Origin of the sequence: Caballeronia sp. BR00000012568055 (genome assembly GCF_029439455.1) — a bacterium.
Classification (GTDB): domain Bacteria; phylum Pseudomonadota; class Gammaproteobacteria; order Burkholderiales; family Burkholderiaceae; genus Caballeronia.
Window position 1 is genome coordinate 62,615 of sequence record NZ_JAQFVG010000243.1, and the last position, 20,782, is coordinate 83,396.

21 protein-coding genes and 1 CRISPR repeat array are annotated in these 20,782 nt (G+C 60.1%); of the genes, 12 read left to right on the plus strand and 9 right to left on the minus strand.

Going from position 1 to position 20,782, the window contains the following annotated elements:
- The first annotated feature begins 11 nt into the window (after positions 1–11).
- The 4 genes from csy1 (at position 12) to cas6f (ending at position 4,114) form a co-directional block, all read left to right on the plus strand.
- Complete coding sequence (gene csy1 / locus P7F28_RS11970; protein WP_277184698.1) at positions 12–1,412, plus strand: type I-F CRISPR-associated protein Csy1; 1,401 nt, start codon at positions 12–14, stop codon at positions 1,410–1,412.
- Positions 1,409–2,458 carry a type I-F CRISPR-associated protein Csy2 gene (gene csy2 / locus P7F28_RS11975; RefSeq protein WP_277184699.1) on the plus strand — a complete coding sequence of 350 codons (1,050 nt, stop codon included), beginning with the start codon at positions 1,409–1,411 and terminating at the stop codon, positions 2,456–2,458. The genes csy1 and csy2 overlap by 4 nt, the downstream gene beginning before the upstream one ends.
- 67 nt (positions 2,459–2,525) lie before the next feature.
- The gene (gene csy3 / locus P7F28_RS11980) at positions 2,526–3,542 is read left to right on the plus strand and encodes a type I-F CRISPR-associated protein Csy3 (protein ID WP_277184700.1); all 1,017 of its coding nucleotides are present in this window, start codon (positions 2,526–2,528) and stop codon (positions 3,540–3,542) included.
- Positions 3,543–3,547: 5 nt separating this feature from the next.
- Positions 3,548–4,114, plus strand: coding sequence for a type I-F CRISPR-associated endoribonuclease Cas6/Csy4 (gene cas6f / locus P7F28_RS11985; protein WP_277184701.1), 567 nt, complete (start codon positions 3,548–3,550; stop codon positions 4,112–4,114).
- A gap of 129 nt (positions 4,115–4,243) precedes the next feature.
- A CRISPR array of direct repeats spans positions 4,244–5,112; the repeat unit is 16 nt; unit sequence GTAGGCAGCTTAGAAA.
- 43 nt (positions 5,113–5,155) lie between these two features.
- Here cas6f and P7F28_RS11990 read toward each other — a convergent pair.
- Positions 5,156–6,100 (minus strand): M23 family metallopeptidase, encoded by a 945-nt coding sequence (locus tag P7F28_RS11990; RefSeq protein ID WP_277184702.1) that lies wholly within the window; start codon positions 6,098–6,100, stop codon positions 5,156–5,158.
- Positions 6,101–6,319: 219 nt separating this feature from the next.
- Here P7F28_RS11990 and P7F28_RS11995 point away from each other — a divergent pair, with 219 nt between their 5' ends.
- The gene (locus tag P7F28_RS11995) at positions 6,320–7,771 is read left to right on the plus strand and encodes an aldehyde dehydrogenase family protein (protein WP_277184703.1); all 1,452 of its coding nucleotides are present in this window, start codon (positions 6,320–6,322) and stop codon (positions 7,769–7,771) included.
- Positions 7,772–7,823: 52 nt separating this feature from the next.
- Here the strand turns inward: P7F28_RS11995 and P7F28_RS12000 are convergent, their stop codons facing one another.
- The gene (locus P7F28_RS12000) at positions 7,824–8,162 is read right to left on the minus strand and encodes a hypothetical protein (RefSeq protein ID WP_277184704.1); all 339 of its coding nucleotides are present in this window, start codon (positions 8,160–8,162) and stop codon (positions 7,824–7,826) included.
- A gap of 85 nt (positions 8,163–8,247) precedes the next feature.
- Positions 8,248–9,207, minus strand: coding sequence for a LysR family transcriptional regulator (locus tag P7F28_RS12005; protein ID WP_277184766.1), 960 nt, complete (start codon positions 9,205–9,207; stop codon positions 8,248–8,250).
- A 391-nt stretch (positions 9,208–9,598) separates the two neighbouring features.
- Here P7F28_RS12005 and oxlT point away from each other — a divergent pair, with 391 nt between their 5' ends.
- The 5 genes from oxlT to P7F28_RS12030 all read left to right on the plus strand — a co-directional run bounded on the left by oxlT (position 9,599) and on the right by P7F28_RS12030 (position 14,085).
- Positions 9,599–10,939 carry an oxalate/formate MFS antiporter gene (oxlT, locus tag P7F28_RS12010; protein ID WP_277184705.1) on the plus strand — a complete coding sequence of 447 codons (1,341 nt, stop codon included), beginning with the start codon at positions 9,599–9,601 and terminating at the stop codon, positions 10,937–10,939.
- Positions 10,936–11,865: a LysR family transcriptional regulator gene (locus P7F28_RS12015; protein ID WP_277184706.1), complete on the plus strand. Its 930-nt coding sequence runs from the start codon at positions 10,936–10,938 to the stop codon at positions 11,863–11,865. Before oxlT ends, P7F28_RS12015 begins: the two co-directional genes overlap by 4 nt.
- Positions 11,866–12,018: 153 nt before the next feature.
- The gene (locus P7F28_RS12020) at positions 12,019–13,032 is read left to right on the plus strand and encodes a 2-dehydropantoate 2-reductase (RefSeq protein ID WP_277184707.1); all 1,014 of its coding nucleotides are present in this window, start codon (positions 12,019–12,021) and stop codon (positions 13,030–13,032) included.
- A gap of 113 nt (positions 13,033–13,145) precedes the next feature.
- Positions 13,146–13,367, plus strand: a complete 222-nt coding sequence (locus P7F28_RS12025) for a hypothetical protein (protein ID WP_277184708.1) — start codon at positions 13,146–13,148, stop codon at positions 13,365–13,367.
- Positions 13,357–14,085 carry a GntR family transcriptional regulator gene (locus P7F28_RS12030; RefSeq protein ID WP_277184709.1) on the plus strand — a complete coding sequence of 243 codons (729 nt, stop codon included), beginning with the start codon at positions 13,357–13,359 and terminating at the stop codon, positions 14,083–14,085. Before P7F28_RS12025 ends, P7F28_RS12030 begins: the two co-directional genes overlap by 11 nt.
- A gap of 12 nt (positions 14,086–14,097) precedes the next feature.
- Here the strand turns inward: P7F28_RS12030 and P7F28_RS12035 are convergent, their stop codons facing one another.
- From P7F28_RS12035 to sucC, 3 genes are all read right to left on the minus strand, one after another.
- Positions 14,098–14,292, minus strand: coding sequence for a hypothetical protein (locus P7F28_RS12035; protein WP_277184710.1), 195 nt, complete (start codon positions 14,290–14,292; stop codon positions 14,098–14,100).
- Positions 14,293–14,389: 97 nt separating this feature from the next.
- Entirely contained in the window at positions 14,390–15,262 is an 873-nt protein-coding gene (sucD, locus tag P7F28_RS12040) for a succinate--CoA ligase subunit alpha (RefSeq protein ID WP_277184711.1), read from the minus strand.
- Complete coding sequence (gene sucC, locus P7F28_RS12045; protein ID WP_277184712.1) at positions 15,259–16,464, minus strand: ADP-forming succinate--CoA ligase subunit beta; 1,206 nt, start codon at positions 16,462–16,464, stop codon at positions 15,259–15,261. Before sucC ends, sucD begins: the two co-directional genes overlap by 4 nt.
- Positions 16,465–16,759: 295 nt before the next feature.
- Here sucC and frc point away from each other — a divergent pair, with 295 nt between their 5' ends.
- The gene (gene frc / locus P7F28_RS12050) at positions 16,760–18,016 is read left to right on the plus strand and encodes a formyl-CoA transferase (protein ID WP_277184713.1); all 1,257 of its coding nucleotides are present in this window, start codon (positions 16,760–16,762) and stop codon (positions 18,014–18,016) included.
- 13 nt (positions 18,017–18,029) lie between these two features.
- On the plus strand, positions 18,030–18,809 hold the full coding sequence (locus P7F28_RS12055; RefSeq protein WP_277184714.1) for a fumarylacetoacetate hydrolase family protein: 780 nt from the start codon (positions 18,030–18,032) through the stop codon (positions 18,807–18,809).
- 49 nt (positions 18,810–18,858) lie between these two features.
- Here the strand turns inward: P7F28_RS12055 and P7F28_RS12060 are convergent, their stop codons facing one another.
- The 3 genes from P7F28_RS12060 to P7F28_RS12070 all read right to left on the minus strand — a co-directional run.
- Positions 18,859–19,113, minus strand: a complete 255-nt coding sequence (locus P7F28_RS12060; RefSeq protein WP_277184715.1) for a CsbD family protein — start codon at positions 19,111–19,113, stop codon at positions 18,859–18,861.
- Between the two features lie 75 nt (positions 19,114–19,188).
- Positions 19,189–19,545, minus strand: a complete 357-nt coding sequence (locus tag P7F28_RS12065; RefSeq protein ID WP_277184716.1) for a response regulator — start codon at positions 19,543–19,545, stop codon at positions 19,189–19,191.
- Positions 19,542–20,782, minus strand: a 1,241-nt coding sequence (locus P7F28_RS12070; RefSeq protein ID WP_277184717.1) for an ATPase domain-containing protein, incomplete at its 5' end; no start/stop codon positions are given. The genes P7F28_RS12065 and P7F28_RS12070, both read right to left, overlap by 4 nt.

Genomic DNA, 20,782 nt, shown 5'->3' on the forward strand with positions numbered 1-20,782 from the left:
AAGGATACCGTATGAAAATAGATGGTTCCGAAGAAAATATCAGCTTTCGAGCAGCAATCGATCAATTCCTTAAAGACCGTTTGCAGAGCAAGCTCGACAAACTCTCACCCGACGACCCCAAACGCCAGGAATTAATAGCCGAACACCAACGCGACATATGGCTTAAAAGCGCCGCTCGCCGCGTCAAACAAATCCAGGCAGTCACGCACTCGCTCAAAGCCATCCATTCCGACGCACGCGGCACCAACTTCTACGTCGAGCCATCCACGTTACCAGCACTAAATGTGCTCGGCAGTCACGCGCTCGGCAGCCGATTCGCTGTCGATGTAGTAGGCAATGCCGCCGCCTTGGACGTCTACAAACTGCTGAAGCTCAAAGCAGGCGGACGCAATCTGCTGGAAGCATTGATCGCAAGCGATGCAAACGCGTTACAAGCGCTCTCCGATGATCCAACCGAAGCGCAATCTTTGAGCGATGCGCTGATATCCCTCACCGCACCGCGCGCTGGCGTTGCAAGCTCACACGCCCACGCCAAACAGATGTACTGGCTAACCGGCGACGACGCCAACGACGATACGCAATATCACCTGTTCGCGCCGCTATATCCAACTTCGCTCGTCCAACCGGTCTACGACGATATCCAGGAGACACGTTTTGGCGAGCCGAACAAAGCCGCGCGTCAAGCGCGTCGTGATGGTTTGGCGCATGACGGCGAGTGTCGCGAGTATCGTGATCTTGCAGTGCAAAAGCTGGGCGGCACTCAACCGCAGAACGTATCGCAATTGACGAGCGAGCGTCGTGGCGTCAACTATTTGTTGTCCTCATCGCCACCGGCAGTCTGGCGGAGTCAGCGCAATTATCTTCCAGTCAACGCGGAGTCAATTTTCGATCGATCCTTCGAAGCGCGCCCCGATGTGCGCGTTGCAATCCGCAGCCTTCTGAATCTCATGACGAGTTCGCGCCCAAACAATAAAGATACCCGCGAACGCGCCAAAGACTTGAGGAACATCATTTTCGATGAACTGGTGATTTACGCAGGCGAACTGTCATTTCAGCCTGCCGGGTGGACTCGCGAACCATCGTTCAAAGACTTGGCTGAGGAAGAGCAGCTATGGCTCGATCCTCGTCGCGCGGAGTTGCCTGATGAGGCTGAGTTTGCGAGTCGATGGCAACACGTGGATTGGCCTGCTCAGGTGGCCCGGCGCTTCGGCAATTGGCTTAACGATCAGATCATTCGCGCACTCCCGACCGTCGGAAGCAACGAGTCTCGGGTATGGGTAAACGAATTGCTGAGCGAAGACAGCACATGGACGCAACAACTGCGTCGTTTGCGCGATCAGTTCGATGCCCCGAACTACATTCCATTTCGCAAGACGCACGATGAACTGATCGCGCGACGAGGACACGTATGACTCGCATGACGATATCGGCGGACGACACCGCGATGCTCGTGTTGCCTCACCTTCGCGTGCAGAATGCCAACGCCATTTCCAGTCCGCTGACGCACGGCTTTCCCGGCATCACCGCGTTCATGGGAATGATGTGGGCGTTGCAACGCAAGCTCGCCGCAGCCGCCATTCCTTTAAAGTTGCACAAAGTAGGCGTGATTTGCCATCACCACGAAGAGCAGGTCACTAGCGGCTATGTGAAGACGTTTAATCTGACGCGCAATCCGGTGAACAGCAGTGGCGCATCGGCGTCCATCGTCGAAGAAGGGCGGATGCATTTGGATATCACCTTGTTGTTCGAGGTGACGCAAGTGGCCGCACAGCAAACCACGCTCAACGAAGAAGCGCAATTTGCCGACTGGGCCACGCAAATAGGCGAGATCGTTTCGCGCATGCGGATTGCCGGCGGCACTGTGCTGCCGACGCCTTCCATGCCCGGCCGACGTACCCGTCCGTGGATGGCGGTGCTTCCGGACACACACGAGAAGCTCAGGCAGGCGTTCGCGCTTTGGCGTCGTCAATGGTTGCCGGGTTACGCATTGGTCGGTCGCGATGATCTGCTTAAGGATCGCCATCGTGCTTTGTGCGAACAGCATCCGGATAGCACTTTGCTCGATGCATGGCTTCATGCGGCCCGATTCAACTATCGACCAGTGCATGAAAAGAAGGAATCCGAAGGATCGAACAAGAAGTTTCACTGGGCGGACCCGAATCGACCGAAGGGCGGCGGATGGACGGTGCCGATTCCCGTCGGTTATGCCGCGCTGAGCAAGCCCTTGCCTGCGGGAAGCGTCGCCAATGCGCGTGATACGACTACGCCGTTTGTGTTCGTCGAGTCGGTGTATTCATTCGGGCAGTGGATCAGCCCGCATCGATTGAAACATCCCTACGAGTTGTGGTGGAGAGCTGAGTCTGATCTTGAGGCCGGTTTATATCGCTGCCGCAGTGGTTACGAGCATGGCGAGTCTGTGGCTGAATCGGCCGAAGAAGATTTGCCGGAATTTGAGTAAGTGGCTTGCCGACCCGCTTCGGGTTGAGTGTTGCAATTGAATAATATTACTTTTGATGACGAAAGAAATGTCTGATAAGTTGACCACCGCGTCTGTACTCGCTTTCGAGCGCAAGCTGGACCCGTCCGATGCGATTTTCCATTCAGGACGTTGGGATGAACGCGACGATGCATCGGCGTGGTTGCCGATTGCGGTGCGCGAGAAAGCGGTGCGTGGCACGATTTCGAATCGACTGAAGACGAAGGATCAGGACCCGGCGAAGCTGGATGCAGCAATTGAAAACGCCAATCTGCAGACGGTGGAGATTGCCACGTTACCGCCCGATGCCGATACGCTCAGAATTCAGTTCACGTTGCGCGTGCTGTCGGGCGTGGGTGCGCCTTCGGCGTGCAATGGTGCGGCGTATCGGGCGAGGTTGCACGACGTCGTCAGCGATTACGTTGCGCGGTGCGATTTCACGGAGCTGGCCAATCGCTATGCGGCGAATCTGGCGAATGGCCGCTTTCTGTGGCGCAATCGGATTGGCGCGGAAAGCGTGCGCGTGGACGTGACGCATCTGCGAAAGGGCGAGTCTGCGCGTGCCTGGTCTTTCGATGCGCTATCGCTGAACCTGCGAGAGATGGATGAACGCGATGCCAACGTCAGCGCGCTGGGCGCGTTGATCGCCGATGGTCTCGCGGGACGTGCTCATGTTCTGCTTCAGGTGATCGCTTATGTGCGGCTTGGGTGTGGACAGGAGGTGTTTCCATCGCAGGAATTGGTGATGGAAAAGGTCAAAGGCAGGCCGAGCAAGTACCTTTATAAAGTGCAGGATGTCGCGGCGATTCATTCGCAGAAGATCGGCAATGCGTTGCGGACAATTGATTCGTGGTACGAAGGGGCGCATGAATCCGGGCCGATTGCGGTTGAGCCTTATGGTTCGGTGACGACGCAGGGAAGGGCGTATCGGCAGCCAAAGCAGAAGCTGGACTTCTACACGTTGCTCGATGACTGGATGCTGAAAGACAAGACGCCGCCGCTTGAGCAACAACACTTCGTGATAGCCGTGTTGATTCGCGGTGGCGTTTTCGGCGAAGCGAGCTGACAGCCATGACGACGCACTTTATCGACATCACCTTGCGTCCCGATCCGGAGTTCAGCCGCACACACTTGCTGGGTGCGCTGGTCGCCAAGCTGCATCGGGCGCTGGTGCAACTTGAGTCCGAGGATATCGGGATCAGCTTTCCGCAATACAGTCTGCTTCCGCGTTCATTGGGCGACGTGCTGCGTTTGCATAGCGATGAAGCGGGTTTGCAGCGATTGATGGCGCTGTCGTGGCTAAAGGGTATGCGGGATCATGTGAAGCTTACTGACGCCGAAGCCGTTCCGTCGGAGGCGGTGCACGGGGTTGTGCATCGGCGGCAGTTCAAGACGAATGTGGATCGCTTGCGTCGGCGCCGCATGCGGCGCAAGGGCGAGACGATGGAGCAAGCGTCGGCGGCGATTCCCGATAGCGTCGAACGTCGTCCGGATTTGCCTTATCTGCATGTGCGGAGCGCGAGCACGGGACAGCCGTTTTGTTTGTTTATCGATCAGCGGGTCGGGTCGGGGCGCGCGGTGGCCGGACGGTTCAATTGCTATGGGCTGAGTTTGGGAGGGACGGTGCCTTGTTTCTAACCCTTTTTTTGAGTGGCTTGGAGGGGCTTGGGGAATCAAGGGGTTAGGGGTGGGGTGGGGATTTGGGTGTTTTGGGGTGGTCCGCGCTTTTTTCTTTTTAAATCAAAGGGGTGGCGGAGTTTGAGTCTAGTTTGCTGCTGCGTAGGCAGCTTAGAAAATGTACGCCCGCCGAGACGTTGGAATTTTTCCGTTTGCTGCTGCGTAGGCAGCTTAGAAACGCCCATGATCACCTCGCCGGCCGTGCATGACGTTTGCTGCTGCGTAGGCAGCTTAGAAAGAAAGACGCGACGTAGTTGAACAGTCTAGTAAGTTTGCTGCTGCGTAGGCAGCTTAGAAAACACATCACTGCCGCCGCGCGTGACCGCAAGGGTTTGCTGCTGCGTAGGCAGCTTAGAGAAGTTTTCGATAAAGACGGGCACCGGATCGTTTGTTTGCTGCCGCGTAGGCAGCTTAGAAACACACGTCACCCGATCGCAACGATGACCATCGAGTTCGCTGCCGCGTAGGCAGCTTAGAAAGTGGCGCGTGCTTCGCTCGGTGGCGCGGCATGGTTCGCTGCCGCGTAGGCAGCTTAGAAAAGTCATCGAACGTCCCCGTCACACTGTCCGCCGTTCGCTGCCGCGTAGGCAGCTTAGAAATGCGTGGAGCCGTCCGTCCAGCTCCCCACGTCGTTCGCTGCCGTGTAGGCAGCTTAGAAACCGACGCTTGTAGAGCCGCAAGCTCGCGCCGCGTTCGCTGCCGCGTAGGCAGCATAGAAAGGTACGCCCACCGTCGCGCCCATGTCTTTGATTTTCGCTGCCGTGTAAGCAGCTTAGAAAATCACCATGCTCGGCCAGTGCCGATGAAGTGAGTTCGCTGCCGTGTAGGCAGCTTAGAAAATCAGGATGCCCGCTGCGCGCTCGGGCTTTTTGTTCGCTGCCGCGTAGGCAGTTTAGAAATGCAGATGTCACGTTTGCGGTCGTTCCGCGATGTTCGCTGCCGCTTAAGCAGCTCAGAAGCCCGCCCCTCGCACGATGTCACCGCCCGCATCCCTCCCCACCCTCACCCCCCCGCCGCCGCTCCAAACAACGCCAAATACCCCGCCGGATCCACCGCCCGCCCATCCATTCGCACTTCAAAATGCAGATGCGGCCCAGTCGATCTCCCGGTCGATCCCACCTTCGCGATCTCTTCGCCCGGCTGCACCGTCTGTCCGACGCGCACCTCGATCTTCGATGCATGCGCATATCGCGTGACGTATCCGTTCCCATGATCGATATCGACTGCATTGCCGTAGCCCGGCATCGGTCCGGCGTAGATCACGCGTCCTTTGGCGGCCGCGCGAATCGGCGTGCCGGTCGGCGCGACCAGATCGACGCCCGGATGAAAACTCGGATGACCCGAAAACGGATCGAGCCGATTGCCGAACGATGAACTGGTCCGCCCGTACGCAATCGGACGACGCCCGGGGAAGGCGTCCCACGCATCCTCGTGCTGCGATACACCGTGTTCGAGCGCATCGATCGTCGAGGAAATGCAGTCGAGTTCCGCGCGGGCGCCTTGCGGATTCGACGACGCACCCGCCGCCGCGTCGCACGGTCGAGGCGGCAACTCCGGCCCGCCTTCAGCATCACCGGACGATGCACGCGCCACCGTCGTCGTGATAGCACGCGACGATCGCGCGCGCAGGCGCTGATCGAAGCCGCTGAGCTTGTCGAGCTGAACCGCGAGCCGCTCGACCCGCGCATCCAGCGATGCATTCGCCGCCTGCAACCGTGCGACATCGCCTGATGCGACCGGAGCGACCGGCGCGACCGGAGCGGCGGAAGGCGTCGGCACAGGTTCGTAACGAAGCCGTGACTTCGGCGCGATGAAGTGTCCCGCTGCAGCACCAACGCCCAGCGCGACCACGACCGCCGAGCAGGCGGTCCCGACGATGCTGCGCAACGCGCCGCGCCGGATGACGATATACAGATCGTTTTTCGAGCTGGATGTGGCTGAACCCATTTCTACCTCCGCGGCAACTCAATGCCAATTTCAAGATGGTAGAGATGCTTCAAATCACGGCCCATCGGACAATTCAGATAAATTTGAGATGAAATTAAGAATTTCGGAGGGCGTTGAACCATACACTTCGCCCTATGAAAACCATAAAAACCTTTTGCTATCCCTAATAGCTGATCTGTCCCACCATCACTTGGATTACGACTACATTCGGAGCGAGACATGGCAAGCACAGCGGAAATCAAGCGCTACGAGCTGCTGATCAACGGCGAGTGGACCGAGCCGGGCGGCGGTGATTACACCAATAATCTCGATCCCGCCACCGAGGAAACCATCGCGCATGTCGCGCAGGGCACGAGCGCCGACGTCGATCGTGCCGTGCTCGCCGCGCGCGCCGCGCTCAAACCGTGGAACGCGATGCGCGCCGCCGAGCGCGGCCGCATCCTGATGAAACTTGCCGATTTGCTGCGCGACAATCAGGACGAACTCGCCGCGCTCGAAAGTCTCGACGGCGGCAAACCGATCGCCGCCGTGCAGCGTCAGGACGTGCCCGCGGCCATCGATACGCTCGCCTACTACGCGGGCTGGTGCGACAAGATCAACGGCCAGGTCGTGCCCGCGCGTCCCGATGCGCTTACGTACACCATCCGCGAACCCGTCGGCGTGGTCGCGGCGATCGTGCCGTGGAATTTCCCGTTGATGATCGGCATGTGGAAGATTGCGCCCGCGCTCGCGTGCGGCTGCACGCTGATCGTCAAGCCCGCCGAGATCACGCCGCTGTCCGCGCTGATGATCGGCCGCCTCGCGCTGGAAGCAGGCTTGCCGCCGGGCGTGCTCAATATCGTGACCGGCAAGGGATCGGTGGTGGGTGACGCGCTGGTCGCGCATCCGGGCATCGACAAGGTGACGTTCACGGGTTCGCCATCGGTCGGGCGCGGAATTCTGCAAGGCGCGGCGGGCAACTTCAAGCGCGTGACGCTGGAACTGGGCGGCAAGTCCGCCAACGTCATTTTCGCCGATGCCAACATCGACAATGCCGTGCGCGCCGCCGCTTCGGGCATCTTCTTTAACGCAGGGCAGGTGTGTTCGGCGGGATCGCGCATTCTCGCGCAGCGCGCCGTGTATGACGATGTCGTCGAGTTGCTCGCGCAACGCGCGCGCACCATCAAGCTCGGCGATCCATCGAAGCGCGAAACCAATATGGGCCCGGTGATTTCCGCCAAGCAGATGAAGACCGTGCTCGATTACGTCGATATCGGCCGAAGCGAAGGCGCGTCGCTGGTGACGGGCGGGCGGCGCGTGGGCGAGCGAGGCTTCTTTGTCGAGCCGACGGTGTTCGCGAACGTCGAGCACGAGATGCGCATCTCGCAGGAAGAGATTTTCGGGCCAGTCGCCAGCGTGATTCCCTTCGACGACGAAGCCGATGCCTTGCGCATCGCCAATGGCACCGCGTTCAGCCTCGCGGCGGGCGTGTGGAGCGCGGATATCGGCCGCGTGCATCGGATGGCGGCGGAGTTGAAGGCAGGAACGGTGTGGGTCAATACGTACGGCTACACGGACGTGCGCTTGCCGTGGGGCGGATCGGGCGATTCGGGCTTTGGCCGCGAACACGGCGACGTGGCGATCGAAAACTTCACGGAGCCTAAGGCCGTGTGGGTATCGCTGAATAACTAAAAATAGAAGAAGGGCGGTTCAAAATGAACCGCCCTTTTTATAAACCGCACGATCAAACCGTCGCAGCGGCCCGATCGCGTGCGCGCCAGAGCTTTGCGCGCTGCGTGCTGTCTTCGTACTGAACCGTATTCTGCCGGCAAGCTTCGATCGTCGAATTCTTGCGCTCGACGATCGCCTGGCAGAGAAACTCCGCGCTATACGCCGTGAGCAGATGCGGGTGATGCGTATCGATGTACTGCGCGAGCTTGCCGTAATCGCTATCCGCCGATGCCAGCGCGCGATACGTCGGCACGTCCCATCGAAACATCAGATCGAGTTCTTCGAACGCGGTGTTGAATGCGCAGACTTGCGCGTGGACTTCGCGGTCATCGCCGTATGTCGAGTGGATCATGTTCGTCTCCTGAATGGCCGTGGGGGGCTTTCAGGCAGGATAGGAAAATCGATCCATTCAGAACAGTCAAAGTTTTTTCGAATAACTATTTTGTTTTACTTATACGTCCCGGCTTGCCCGTTTTCGCGACTATTTGCGTGATCGCTTCGATCTGTGCCGCGCCTTCATCGATCAGAAATTGTTTGAATGCCAACGCCACAGGCGGCAGCCGTTTGTTATTGCGATGCACAACGAACCAATTGAGCATGACCGGAAACGCGGCGATATCGAGCACGGCGAGTTTGCCGACCTGAAGTTCCATACTGATCGTATGCGCCGACAAAAAGCTCAGACCCATGCCCGCAATCACCGCTTGTTTGATGGTCTCCGTGCTGGTGATTTCCATCGCGATGTTCAGGTTCGTGAGGCGTCCCGCGAAACCTTCTTCCATCGAATTCCAGGTGTCAGAACCACGTTCCCGCACGATAAACGGCTCGTCGGCCAACGCTTCCAGCGGCACGTTTTTTTGTCCGACCAGTGGATGATCCGGCGGCGCGACGATCACATACGGATGCGGCGCGAACGAGACGTTGACCGTATCCATGTCGGCGGGCGGACGGACCATCACGGCGAGATCGGTGAGATTGTCCGTGAGCTGATGCAGCAATTCCTCGCGGTTATGCACGGCGAGATTGAGGCGTACATCGGTATTTTGTCGGGTAAACGCGGCCAGCAAGCGCGGGAAAAAGTAATCGCCTGCGCTGATGACCGCGACATTCAGCGTGCCGCCCGCGATGCCTTTCAAGCGCGCCATGGCGTCGTCGGCTTCACGAAATTGCTCGAGAATGGCGCGGCTGTAATGAAGCATTTCATTGCCGGCCGCCGTGAGATAGATCCTCTTGCCGAGTTGTTCGAACAAGGGCAGGCCCGCGTGTTCTTCGAGCTGCTTGACCTGCGTGGAGACGGCCGGCTGCGTGAGATAAAGCTCTTCCGCAGCGCGGGAAAAACTCAGACGGCGTGCGACGGTTTCGAAAATTTTGAGTTGACGCAGAGTTGCATTACGCAGCACGACAAGCCCTCATCCATTAACGATAGTGAATTTATACAATAATTTTTTCTAACTTTCCTTAATCGTTTTTCTCCCTCACGATGCCAACATGCCCCATCGGTTAAGTGTCTGTAAGGGGCATTGCAGGCCGTAGTAAGACAAGAAAGACACGTTGCGTCCGCCCCGGCGCGACGATTTTCGCCGTATCGAACATCCGAACTCTAGTGGGAATCGCCCGACATGATTCTTCGATCGACTGACGCGGATGCTCTCCAGCCCAACGCTGCAACCCTCGCAGTTTGCAACGGGCATTTCCCCTGACCGACCGCCACGCCGCCGACGCACCGCGCCGGTTCTCGCAGCTCATCAGGCGCCGTACGAGCGCCAAAGAAGAAAACGGAGACAGTCAATGGCAAGCGCAGACACGGTTGTGTCCGGGCGATCACATCAATCGCCCCGGCGTCATCACAACAGATGGATTCAACTGACGATCGGCATTATCTGTATGGGGCTGGTCGCGAATCTGCAATACGCGTGGACTTTGTTCGTCGTCCCGATGGATGCCAAGCATCATTGGGGGCAAGCGGCGATTCAGACGGCCTTCACCATTTTCATCGTGACGGAAACGTGGCTCGTGCCGGTCGAAGGCTGGCTCGTCGATAAATTCGGGCCGCGGCCCGTGGTGATCGGCGGATCGATTTGTGCGGCGATCGGCTGGGTGATCGATGCTCACGCCACGAGCCTGATTCATCTCTACATCGCGGCCGTGGTCGCCGGGGTTGGCGCGGGTTGCGTGTATGGCACCTGCGTGGGCACCGCGCTCAAGTGGTTCCCGGACAAGCGAGGTCTCGCAGCGGGTCTCACCGCCGCCGGATTTGGCGCAGGCGCTGCGGTCACCGTGATTCCGATTTCGAACATGATCCAGAGTTCGGGCTACGAAAGCGCGTTCATGTTCTTCGGCATTTTCCAGGGCGTGTGTATCTTCGTGCTCGCTTTGATGCTGGTGCGTCCGAAGCCGCCCGCGAACATCGTGCCGGCCAAGCGCGTGGTATCGACCAAGATCGATTACACCACGGCGCAAATGGTCCGCTCGCCGCTGTTCTGGGTGCTCTACGCGATGTTCGTCTGCGTTGCGGCGGGCGGCGTGATCGCGACCGCGCAGTTCGGACCGATCGCCAAGGAATACGGCTTTGCGAAGATGCCGGTCACGTTGCTCGGCGTCACGCTGCCGCTGCTCGCGATGACCTTGTCCATCGACAATATGTGCAACGGCTTTACGCGTCCGCTGTGCGGCTTTATCTCCGACAAAATCGGCCGCGAAAATACGATGTTCATCATCTTTCTCGGTGAAGGCGTGGCGCTGCTCGGCCTGATGCAGTTCGGGCATAACCCGTACATGTTCATGCTGTTCGCCGCGATGACCTTCCTGTGCTGGGGCGAAATCTTCTCGATCTTCCCCGCGACTTGCGCCGATACCTTCGGCAGTAAATACGCCGCCGCCAACGCGGGCACCTTGTACACGGCCAAAGGCACAGCGTCGATGCTGGTTCCGCTTGCCTCGGTGCTCGCGTCGCTCGGCTCGTGGAATACGGTGTTCATCGTGTGTGCGATTACGTCGATTGCAGCCGGACTGTGCGCGAAGTTCGTGCTCGCGCCGATGCGCAAACGCTGGATCGAAAATACGGTGACGCAGACGGCCGCGAACGAGCAATCGATCAACGCGTCCTTGCAGACCGGTTCGGTTCAATGACGGTGGAAGGGCCGTTGCCGAGCGTGTCGCTGCATCAGTTGAGGCTGTTCGTCACGCTCGCGCGGCATCGCAGTTTTACGCGCGCGGGCGATGACTTCGGCATCACGCAGTCGGCGGTGAGCCGCAGCATCCGCGAACTCGAAGATGAGATCGCGCTGCGGCTGTTCGATCGCACCACGCGTCAGGTCGCGCTCACGGACACCGGACGCAAGCTGCTCGCGCGGATCGCGCCGCTGGTGGAGGAACTCGAAGCGGCGTTGCGGCCGGACGAGGCGCGCGCGCCGGGCATCGTTCATCTGGCGTGCAGTGGCGGGTTGACGGCGAGCGTGTTGCCGTCGCTGCTGGCGTCGTGTCATGAACAGTCGCCGGATATTTCCATCGCGCTGCTCGACCGGCCGCAAAGCGCGGTGCTGCAACTCGTGCGATCGGGCGAGGCGGATCTGGGCGTGGTGATCGCGCGTGACGGTTTCGACGAACTGATCGCCGAACCCTTATTCGACGATGGCCTCGCGGCGGTGGTAAGCGAGTCGCATCGGCTGAGCGGGGTGGGGCGAATCGAGTGGCATCAGCTTCGCGGCCAGCCGCTCATCCTGCTCGATGACGACACCGGCAGTCTTGCCGCCATCGAAGCGGCGCTCGCGCTTCACGCGGTATCGGGCGCGGTGCGGCAGCGTTTGTCGCAATCCGCTGCGGCAATGCGCATGGCGGAAGCCGGCCTCGGCATCGCCATTTTGCCGATGCACACGCGCATCGCGTGTGAACACGCGTCGCTTCGCTTTATTCCGATCACGCCCGTCGCGTCGCGCACGGTCATGCTCGTGCGCCGTCGCAGTCACGCGCTGCGCGCAAGCGTCGCGACTGTCTGGTCGCATCTCAGCGCGCATCCACAAAGCTACCTCTCAACGCTCCAGGCCGTCGAAGCCTGAGCTTTCAAACTGTTCTAAACGCCCGCATCGCCATGCGCGTATGCGGGTTTTCGCTTGGTCATCAACGAATGATTCGCCTTGTCTCTGTCTCATACGGAATGTAGTATCTTGTATATCAGAAGGCTATAAGGCTATAACTCAGGAGACGAAAATATGAAGATCTGCGTGTATGGCGCCGGTGCAATCGGCGGTTACATGGGCGCGCAACTCGCGCGCGCCGGTGCGGATGTCAGCTTCGTGGCGCGCGGGCCGCATCTCGCGGCGATGCAGGCAAATGGCGTGCGGCTGCAAATCGACGGTGAGGAGCACGTCGTCAAAGTGCGCTGCACGAACAGTCCCGCCGAACTCGGGCCGCAGGACGTCGTCATCATCGCGCTGAAGGCGCACTCGATTCCCGCCGTCGCCGATTTGATTCCGCCGCTGCTCGGACCCGACACGATGATCGTCACCGCCGTGAACGGCCTGCCTTACTGGTACTTCTACAAACACGGCGGCGAACTCGAAGGCACGACGCTGCAAAGTATCGATCCGGGCGGCAAGCAGTGGAGCCTGTTCGGGCCGGAACGCGCGATCGGCTGCGTGCTGCTGCCGGCGGCTGAGATTTCCGCGCCTGGCGTCATCACGCATCACTACGGCAAGAAGTTTCCGATCGGCGAGCCGAGCGGCGAAATCACGCCGCGTCTGCAGGCGCTGCACGATCTGATGGCCAAAGCCGATATGGAAGCGCCGATGCGCGACAACATCCGCGATGAAATCTGGCTGAAGCTGTGGGGCAACCTGTGCTTCAACCCGATCAGCGCACTAACCGGCGCGACGCTTGACGTGCTTACCAGCGATCCCGGCACGCGCGCGCTCTCGAAACAAATGATGCTGGAAGCGAAGGCGATCGGCGACAAGATCGGCGTGAACTTCCGCGTGGACGTGGAGCGGCGCATCAATGGCGCGGGCGCGGTCGGCGCGCACAAAACGTCGATGCTGATGGACTGCGAAGCCAAACGTCCGATGGAAATTGATCCGTTGATGACCGTCGTGCAGGAAATCGGCCGCATGGTGCACGTCGAAACGCCGATGATCGATGCCGTGCTCGCCTTGATCAAGCTGCGAGAGGGCGTCAATCAGGGAACAGCCCGAGCCGCCGCGCCGCCGCAGCCGCAAAAAGCGGCCTAAACTGCTACGACGAAACCGGCGTTGTTTCTGATATACAAGATGCAAAATATGTTGCGTCCTGTTGCGACGCAACATATACTGAAGGCTCTTATGGAGTTAACCCGGAGCCTGAAATGAGCATCGCTTTGTTGGCAGTTGTCGGATTCGCGCTGGTTGCAGCGGGTGTGGGCGTTACGTTTATGATTGCGTCGGCGGTGCCGCAGGACATGCTGCAACGCGCACAAAACAACGGTCGCTACGCCGGTCTCACGGCGGACGATCAGAACGGCGGTTCGGGCAAGCGTATCGACGCAGGCCGTCCGCACTTGGGAAATCAAGTCATCAATGCCATCTGATACTCAATCTGTAGATCGTGTGGAGCGGGCGGGCGGTCTGACGCTATCGCTGGAGCCGATCAACGCCACGGTTTCGCTGCGCGATCAGGCGTACGCGAAGCTGCGGCAGGCCATTGCCGAGGCGGACATCTATCGTTCGCGTGAAGAGATTCGTCTCGACGAAAAAGAATTGACGGAAGCGCTGGGCGTTTCCCGCACGCCTATCCGCGAGGCCATGACCTTGCTGGAACAGGAAGGCTTTCTGCGCACGGTGCCGCGTCGTGGCGTGTATATCCTCCGCAAGACCAAGCGCGAGATCGTCGAGATGATCCACATGTGGGCCGCGCTGGAAAGCATGGCCGCGCGTCTTGCCACGCAGCGCGCGTCGGACGAGGAAATCGCCCGCTTGCGGCACATGTTCGACAATTTCCGCGACTCGACGCCGGCCGAGCATATCGACGAATATTCGGAAGCGAATATCGCGTTTCATTCGGCTATCGTGCGGCTGTCGAAGTCGGAAATCATTTTCGATACGATCAAGAACATCTTCGTGCACGTGCGCGCGATTCGAAAGATGACCATCTCGCAGAGCGACCGCGCATCGCGATCGATCGTTGATCATATGCGGATCATCGAGGCGCTGGAGAAGCGGGACACGGAACTGGTCGAACGGCTCGTGAAGCAGCATTCGCTGGATCTGGCCGCGTTTGTCGAGGCGAACTGCGACTTTTTGGATTGATCCGATCGGGCGTCAGCGTGTTTTCAAGAGGCCGCGCGGCATGGGTTGCGCGGCCTTTTTTGCGTCTGGTGTCGGAACAATGGCGCTTGAATGCACAAACGCCGGTTCGCGCACGGGTTCGCCGACGTGCGGCGTGCCGAACGAAAGCGCCGTGATCTGGCCGATGCGCACGGCAAGCGATACCGCCGGGTCGAGATAGTGAAACATGCGGGCACAAGAAAAGACACAAGTCTATCGATGTCCGTTTAAATCGACAATTAAATGTGTGCCCGGCGCGGGAAGCGCATCCCGCGCCGTGTGCCGCTTATCGCATGGCGTGGAGCATGGTTTCACCGAGCGCGGCGGGCGAATCCGCGACGTGAATGCCGGCTGCGCGCATCGCGTCGATCTTCGCGGTCGCCGTGCCCGAGCCGCCCGAAATAATCGCGCCCGCGTGGCCCATGCGACGTCCCGGCGGCGCGGTCGTTCCGGCGATGAAACCGACCACCGGCTTCTTCGTGCGCGCATCTTTCAGGAATTGCGCGGCTTCTTCCTCCGCCGATCCGCCAATCTCCCCGATCATGATGATGCCCTCGGTTGCATCGTCTTCCAGAAACAGCGAGAGGCAGTCGATGAAGTTCGTCCCATTCACCGGATCGCCACCAATACCGATGCACGTCGTCTGACCCAAACCGGCCGCCGTTGTCTGCGCGACGGCCTCATAGGTCAGCGTGCCCGACCGCGACACGATACCGATGCGCCCCGGCTGGTGAATATGCCCCGGCATGATGCCGATCTTGCACGCGCCCGGCGTAATCACGCCCGGACAATTCGGCCCGACGAGGCGGCTGTTCGACCCGCTCAGCGCGCGCTTCACGCGCAACATATCCAGCACCGGAATCCCTTCCGTGATGCAGACGATGAACGGCACCTCCGCGTCGATGGCTTCGAGAATCGCATCGGCGGCGAAGGGCGGCGGCACGTAGATCACGGACGCGTCCGCGCCGGTCTGCGCGACGGCATCGGCGACGGTATCGAACACGGGCAGATTCAGATGCGTCGTGCCGCCTTTGCCCGGCGTCACGCCGCCGACCATGCGCGTGCCGTAGGCAATCGCCTGCTCCGAATGGAACGTGCCCTGCGCGCCGGTAAAGCCCTGGCAAATCACCTTCGTGTGTTGATCGATCAGCACGCTCATTTGGCGAATTCTCCTTCTTGCACCGCGCCGACGATCTTCACGGCGGCATCGGCGAGGTTATCGGCGGGGATGATGGCGAGACCGGACGTGCGCAGGATTTCGCGGCCTGCATCGACATTGGTGCCGGCCAGACGCACGACCAGCGGCACGTGCAGATGCACGTCGCGCGCCGCCGCGACCACGCCTTGCGCGATCACATCGCAGCGCATGATGCCGCCGAAAATATTGACGAGGATGCCGCGCACTTTCGGATCGCGCAGAATCAGCTTGAACGCGGTGGCGACGCGTTCCTGCGCCGCGCCACCGCCGACATCGAGAAAATTGGCCGGCTCGCCGCCGCGCAGTTTGATGATGTCCATCGTGGCCATCGCGAGACCCGCGCCATTCACCATGCAGCCGATATTGCCGTCGAGCTTCACGTAATTGAGGCCGTGCTTCGCCGCTTCGATTTCGGCGGGATCTTCTTCGTCTTCATCGCGCAGCGCTTCGATATCCGGATGGCGATAGAGCGCGTTATCGTCGAAATTGAGCTTGGCGTCGAGCGCGAGCACGTCGCCGGAACCGGTCACGACCAGCGGATTCACTTCCACGACCGAGGCATCCAGTTCCACAAACGCCTGATAAAGCGCCGTGATGAATTTCGATGCCGCCTTGACCTGCGCGCCCGTCAAGCCAAGCCCGAACGCAACCTGACGCGTATGGAATGGCTGAAGCCCGGTCGCCGGATCGATCGCGACCTTGAGGATTTTTTCCGGCGTGCGATGCGCCACTTCCTCGATTTCCATGCCGCCTTCGGTCGATGCCATGATCGTGATGCGCGACGTCGCGCGATCCACCAGCATGCCGAGATACAACTCACGCGCGATATCGCAGCCTTCTTCGATATACAGCCGCTTCACTTCGCGGCCCGCCGGCCCGGTTTGCTTCGTCACGAGCACTGAGCGGAGCATTTGGTGCGCGTTCTCGCGCACGGCATCGATCGACTTCACGACGCGCACGCCGCCTTTGCCGTCCGGGTCGTTGACGAAGCGGCCCGCGCCGCGTCCGCCCGCATGAATCTGCGATTTCACGACCCAGACCGGCCCGCCGATCGTGCGCGCGGCGTCGGCGGCTTCCTGCGCGTCGAACGCGACGCGGCCTTCCGGCACCGCGACGCCGTACTTCCGCAGCAGCGCCTTCGCCTGATATTCGTGGATATTCATTGCGTCTCCTATAGAGGCGCGAGCGCTTCCGTGGCTCGCTGATATTAGATATATCACATATCAATCGCGAGACCGCACGTGCGTTTATGTTGCAATGCAATCTCTCGTGCGCTGCAAAGCAAGTTGAGCAAGCGTTTTGGCCGATGACGCAGCGCATCACAGGGTAATCCTGCATACCCTGACAGTTGACTAATATTGTGTCTGGAATATTGTATATCAGACGTTGCAAGCGCCCGAGACGATGGCGCGGACGAAGTGCACATAAACATCGAACGAAAAGTTTGGAGACAAAAGCATGAACAATTCCGGCAAGGCACTCGACGGCGTGCGGATTCTCGATTTCACGCACGTGCAATCGGGACCGACCTGCACGCAGTTGCTCGCGTGGTTCGGCGCGGACGTCATCAAGGTGGAGCGCGCAGGCGCGGGCGATATCACGCGCGATCAATTGCGCGATATCCCCGACGCCGACAGCCTTTACTTCACGATGCTCAACCACAACAAACGTTCGATCACCATCGACACGAAGAATCCGGAAGGCAAGAAGGTGCTCGAAACGCTCGTCAAGAAATGCGACGTGCTGGTCGAGAACTTCGCGCCCGGCGCGCTGGACCGGATGGGCTTTACGTGGGAACGCATTCAGGAACTGAATCCGCGGATGATCGTGGCGTCGGTGAAGGGCTTCGGGCCGGGACCGTACGAAGACTGCAAGGTCTACGAGAACGTCGCGCAGTGCGCGGGCGGCGCGGCATCGACCACCGGTTTCGACGATGGCCCGCCGGTCGTCAGCGGCGCGCAGATCGGCGATTCGGGCACGGGCTTGCATCTGGCATTGGGTATCGTGACGGCGCTGTATCAGCGCAATACGAGCGGACGCGGCCAGAAAGTGCTCGCCGCGATGCAGGACGGCGTGCTCAATCTCTGCCGCGTGAAGCTGCGCGATCAGCAGCGGCTCGATAGAACGGGTGTGATGAAGGAGTATCCGCAATACCCGAACGGTTCGTTCAGCGAAGCGGTGCCGCGCGCGGGCAATGCATCGGGCGGCGGTCAGCCGGGCTGGATTCTCAAGTGCAAGGGCTGGGAAACCGATCCGAACGCGTATATCTACTTCATCACGCAAGCGCCGGTGTGGGGCGAAATCTGCAAGGTGATCGGCCGCGAGGAATGGATCGATCATCCGGACTACAAAACACCGAACGCGCGCCTGCCGCATCTGAAGCAGATTTTCGAGGAAATCGAGCGCTGGACCATGACGAAGACCAAGTTCCAGGCCATGGATATTCTCAACAAGCACGATATTCCATGCGGCCCGATTCTTTCGATGAAGGAAATCGCCGAAGAGCCGTCGCTGCGTAAGACGGGCACGATCGTGGAAGTGGATCATCCGGTGCGCGGAAAATATCTGACGGTTGGGAATCCTATCAAATTGTCCGATAGCCCGACCGAAGTCGAACGCTCGCCGCTGCTTGGCGAACACACCGACGAAGTGATGGCCGAACTCGGTTATACGCCGGATCAGGTCGCCACCTTGCGCAGTCTCGGCGCGATCTGAGGAGGGCGGCTACGTGACCACCTGGATCCGCTTCCGCGATGCCGACGGCCATATCGGCTTCGGCACGCTCGATCAGCACTCGGGACGCGTCGTGCAGCACGACGGCGCGTTGTTCGATCGCCCGCGCCCGACCGATATCGCTCATGTCGTCGATGATCTGACGCTGCTTGCGCCATGCGAGCCGAGCAAGGTCATCGCGCTGTGGAACAACTATTACGCGCTATCGCAGAAGCTCGATAAAGCGCCGCCGAAACATCCGCTGTTTCTGATCAAGCCGCCGATGTCGGTGATCGGGCCGGACGCATCGATTCGGAGGCCGAAGAGTTACCACGGCAAAATTGCGTATGAAGGCGAGTTGGGTATCGTGATTGGCAAGACGGTATCGAATGCGACGGTTGAAGAGGCCGAAGCCGCGATCTTCGGCTACACCTGCGTGAACGATGTCACGGCCATCGAGTTGTTGCAGGAAGATCCCAATTTCGCGCAATGGTGCCGCTCGAAAGGCTTCGATACCTTCACGTGTCTGGGACCGGCTATCGTCAGTGGTTTCGACTGGCGCGCGGCCAACGTGGTGACGATGCTCGAAGGCGTGGAACGCCAGAACTATCCGCTCGACGACATGATCTTCTCGCCCGCCGAGCAGGTAAGCATGTTATCGCAGGATATGACGCTCGTACCGGGCGATGTAATCGCGTGCGGAACGTCGATCGGCGTGGGATCGATCAAGGACGGCGCGCGGGTAGAAGTGTCGATTCCGGGAATCGGAACCTTGGGAAATGTACTGGCAGCATAAAAACGAAGAGGGCCGATGCGAATAACTTCGGCCCTCTTCGAACACCTTATTACCGGTCGCGATTCCACAAAGCGCCCAGCACGAATCCAACCGCCGCAGCGATCAGCACGCCCTGAATCGGCTGATTCGCCACTGCCAGACGCACGTTATCGACCGTCTGACCATAACTCTGCTGAAGATTGCCGGCAGCCTGACGCAGTTTGCCTTCGCCCTGAAGCCCGGCGTCGCCAGTGAGCGCGCCGACAGCGTCCTGCACCTTGCCCGCGACCTGTTGTGCCGCGCCTTCGAGTTGATCCTGAGCCATAGTGTCCTCCCGTCTGATTGATCATGCGATGGTGAAGCAGGAACGCTAAGGTAGAGCACGGTTCATGCCCGCGATTCAGGCGGAACCGATTAACTGCCTGACCGACTCGATCAGTTGATCGATCGATAGCGGCTTGCGATGAAACCGCGCATTCGGATGCTCGAGTTTCGGCGCGTTGGCCGCCGCGCTCATCAGAATCACCGGCACGCGGCCGAGCGTCTCGCTGGCGGCAAGCTGGCGGATCAATTCGACGCCGTCCATGTGCGGCATCATCCAGTCAGTGATGACGAGGTCCGGTGTGGTCGAGCGCGCGGCGTCGAGCGCGTTGCGCCCGTTCGTCGCGGTCGAGACTTCGTAGCCCTCCATTTCGAGCACGAGCCGCCACGTGGTGAGTATGTCGAATTCGTCATCGACGACGAGGATCTTTTTCATTGCCGCGAGCCGGGGTCCGACACGGAGAGCGCCGGCGCCAGCGACGGATGTCCGGACAACAATCCCGTCGGGCCGATAAAGCCATCGCTGATATGAAGCCCGCGCGAGTCGATCGTCAGGCGGCGGATGGAGCAGTCGTGCGCGCCTTCGCGCTGCTTCACCACCGACACCATGCGATACAGCGCCGAATTCGCTTCGACATAGCGCAGCAGCACGATGTTTTCGGTCATCGCGGAGGCGCGCAGGGTGACGAGCGGCGTCGAATCGGCGTAGAGCGGCAGTTCTTCGGTGAGCAGCGTGGTCACGCCTTCGTCACGCAGACGGTGCGTCAGCGCGTTCAGAAACAGCCCGAAACGTTCCGTGCGATTCGCCGACTGCCGGAATCCGTCGATGCCGTCCACCACCAGCCGCGACGCCTTGGTACGCCGCACGACGTTCAGCAGTTCGACCGCGAGTTCATCGATCGCCAATTCGACGGCCGGATGCCAGTCGAGCGTGAAGCGGCCATCCTTCAGCGCCTCCGACAGATCGATACCGACCGACTGCGCCTTCGCCATCAGGCGCTCGGGCGATTCGTACAGCCCGAAGTACACGCACTTCTCGCCCAGATCGACGCCCGCTTGCAGGAACTTCAGCCCCAGCAGCGTCTTGCCGACGCCCGACGGCCCGACCAGCGTCGTAGTCGAACCGCGTACCACGCCGCCGCCGAGCATCTGATCGAAGTCGGGGAAGCTGAAGCCGAGGCGGCTCTGGAAATCGGGCATCGAAGTCGAATTGGCGGGCGAAGCCTCGATACGTGGAAAGGTCACGAGACCATCGCCCGTGATCTTGAAGAAATGCTTGCCGAGCAGATGATCGCGTGCGCGCAGTTTGTGCACTTCGATTTCGCGCGCGCGCCGCATGCCGTTGTTGAACCGGTTCAGTTCGATCAGTCCATCGACCAGCGTGTGCTCCGGATGCGGCTCATTGCCCGACAGCGGCGCGAGAATCAGCGTCGTGCAGCGCGCGGCGCTCACGAACGCCGATAACTCGTGGATGAATTGCGATAACTCCAGCTCCGTCGAACTGAATTCGCGGGCGCTGCGAAAACCGTCGATCACCATGAAGCGCGGCCGGCTGGCCTTGATGGTCGCGGCGATCAGCGAAAGGAAACCGGCGAGGCCGTCGCGCATCAACTCGTGATAGCCGGACACGAACAGCATGCGGTCCGAAATGGCGTCGGCGTTGTAGAACGACA

Bases quoted from the DNA above. Each gene is read 5' to 3' on its own strand.
- csy1 (WP_277184698.1), top strand. From the start codon at position 12: ATGAAAATAGATGGTTCCGAAGAAAATATCAGCTTTCGAGCAGCAATC.
- csy2 (WP_277184699.1), top strand. From the start codon at position 1,409: ATGACTCGCATGACGATATCGGCGGACGACACCGCGATGCTCGTGTTG.
- csy3 (WP_277184700.1), top strand. From the start codon at position 2,526: ATGTCTGATAAGTTGACCACCGCGTCTGTACTCGCTTTCGAGCGCAAG.
- cas6f (WP_277184701.1), top strand. From the start codon at position 3,548: ATGACGACGCACTTTATCGACATCACCTTGCGTCCCGATCCGGAGTTC.
- P7F28_RS11990 (WP_277184702.1), bottom strand. From the start codon at position 6,100: ATGGGTTCAGCCACATCCAGCTCGAAAAACGATCTGTATATCGTCATC.
- P7F28_RS11995 (WP_277184703.1), top strand. From the start codon at position 6,320: ATGGCAAGCACAGCGGAAATCAAGCGCTACGAGCTGCTGATCAACGGC.
- P7F28_RS12000 (WP_277184704.1), bottom strand. From the start codon at position 8,162: ATGATCCACTCGACATACGGCGATGACCGCGAAGTCCACGCGCAAGTC.
- oxlT (WP_277184705.1), top strand. From the start codon at position 9,599: ATGGCAAGCGCAGACACGGTTGTGTCCGGGCGATCACATCAATCGCCC.
- P7F28_RS12015 (WP_277184706.1), top strand. From the start codon at position 10,936: ATGACGGTGGAAGGGCCGTTGCCGAGCGTGTCGCTGCATCAGTTGAGG.
- P7F28_RS12020 (WP_277184707.1), top strand. From the start codon at position 12,019: ATGAAGATCTGCGTGTATGGCGCCGGTGCAATCGGCGGTTACATGGGC.
- P7F28_RS12025 (WP_277184708.1), top strand. From the start codon at position 13,146: ATGAGCATCGCTTTGTTGGCAGTTGTCGGATTCGCGCTGGTTGCAGCG.
- P7F28_RS12030 (WP_277184709.1), top strand. From the start codon at position 13,357: ATGCCATCTGATACTCAATCTGTAGATCGTGTGGAGCGGGCGGGCGGT.
- P7F28_RS12035 (WP_277184710.1), bottom strand. From the start codon at position 14,292: ATGTTTCACTATCTCGACCCGGCGGTATCGCTTGCCGTGCGCATCGGC.
- sucD (WP_277184711.1), bottom strand. From the start codon at position 15,262: ATGAGCGTGCTGATCGATCAACACACGAAGGTGATTTGCCAGGGCTTT.
- sucC (WP_277184712.1), bottom strand. From the start codon at position 16,464: ATGAATATCCACGAATATCAGGCGAAGGCGCTGCTGCGGAAGTACGGC.
- frc (WP_277184713.1), top strand. From the start codon at position 16,760: ATGAACAATTCCGGCAAGGCACTCGACGGCGTGCGGATTCTCGATTTC.
- P7F28_RS12060 (WP_277184715.1), bottom strand. From the start codon at position 19,113: ATGGCTCAGGATCAACTCGAAGGCGCGGCACAACAGGTCGCGGGCAAG.
- P7F28_RS12065 (WP_277184716.1), bottom strand. From the start codon at position 19,545: ATGAAAAAGATCCTCGTCGTCGATGACGAATTCGACATACTCACCACG.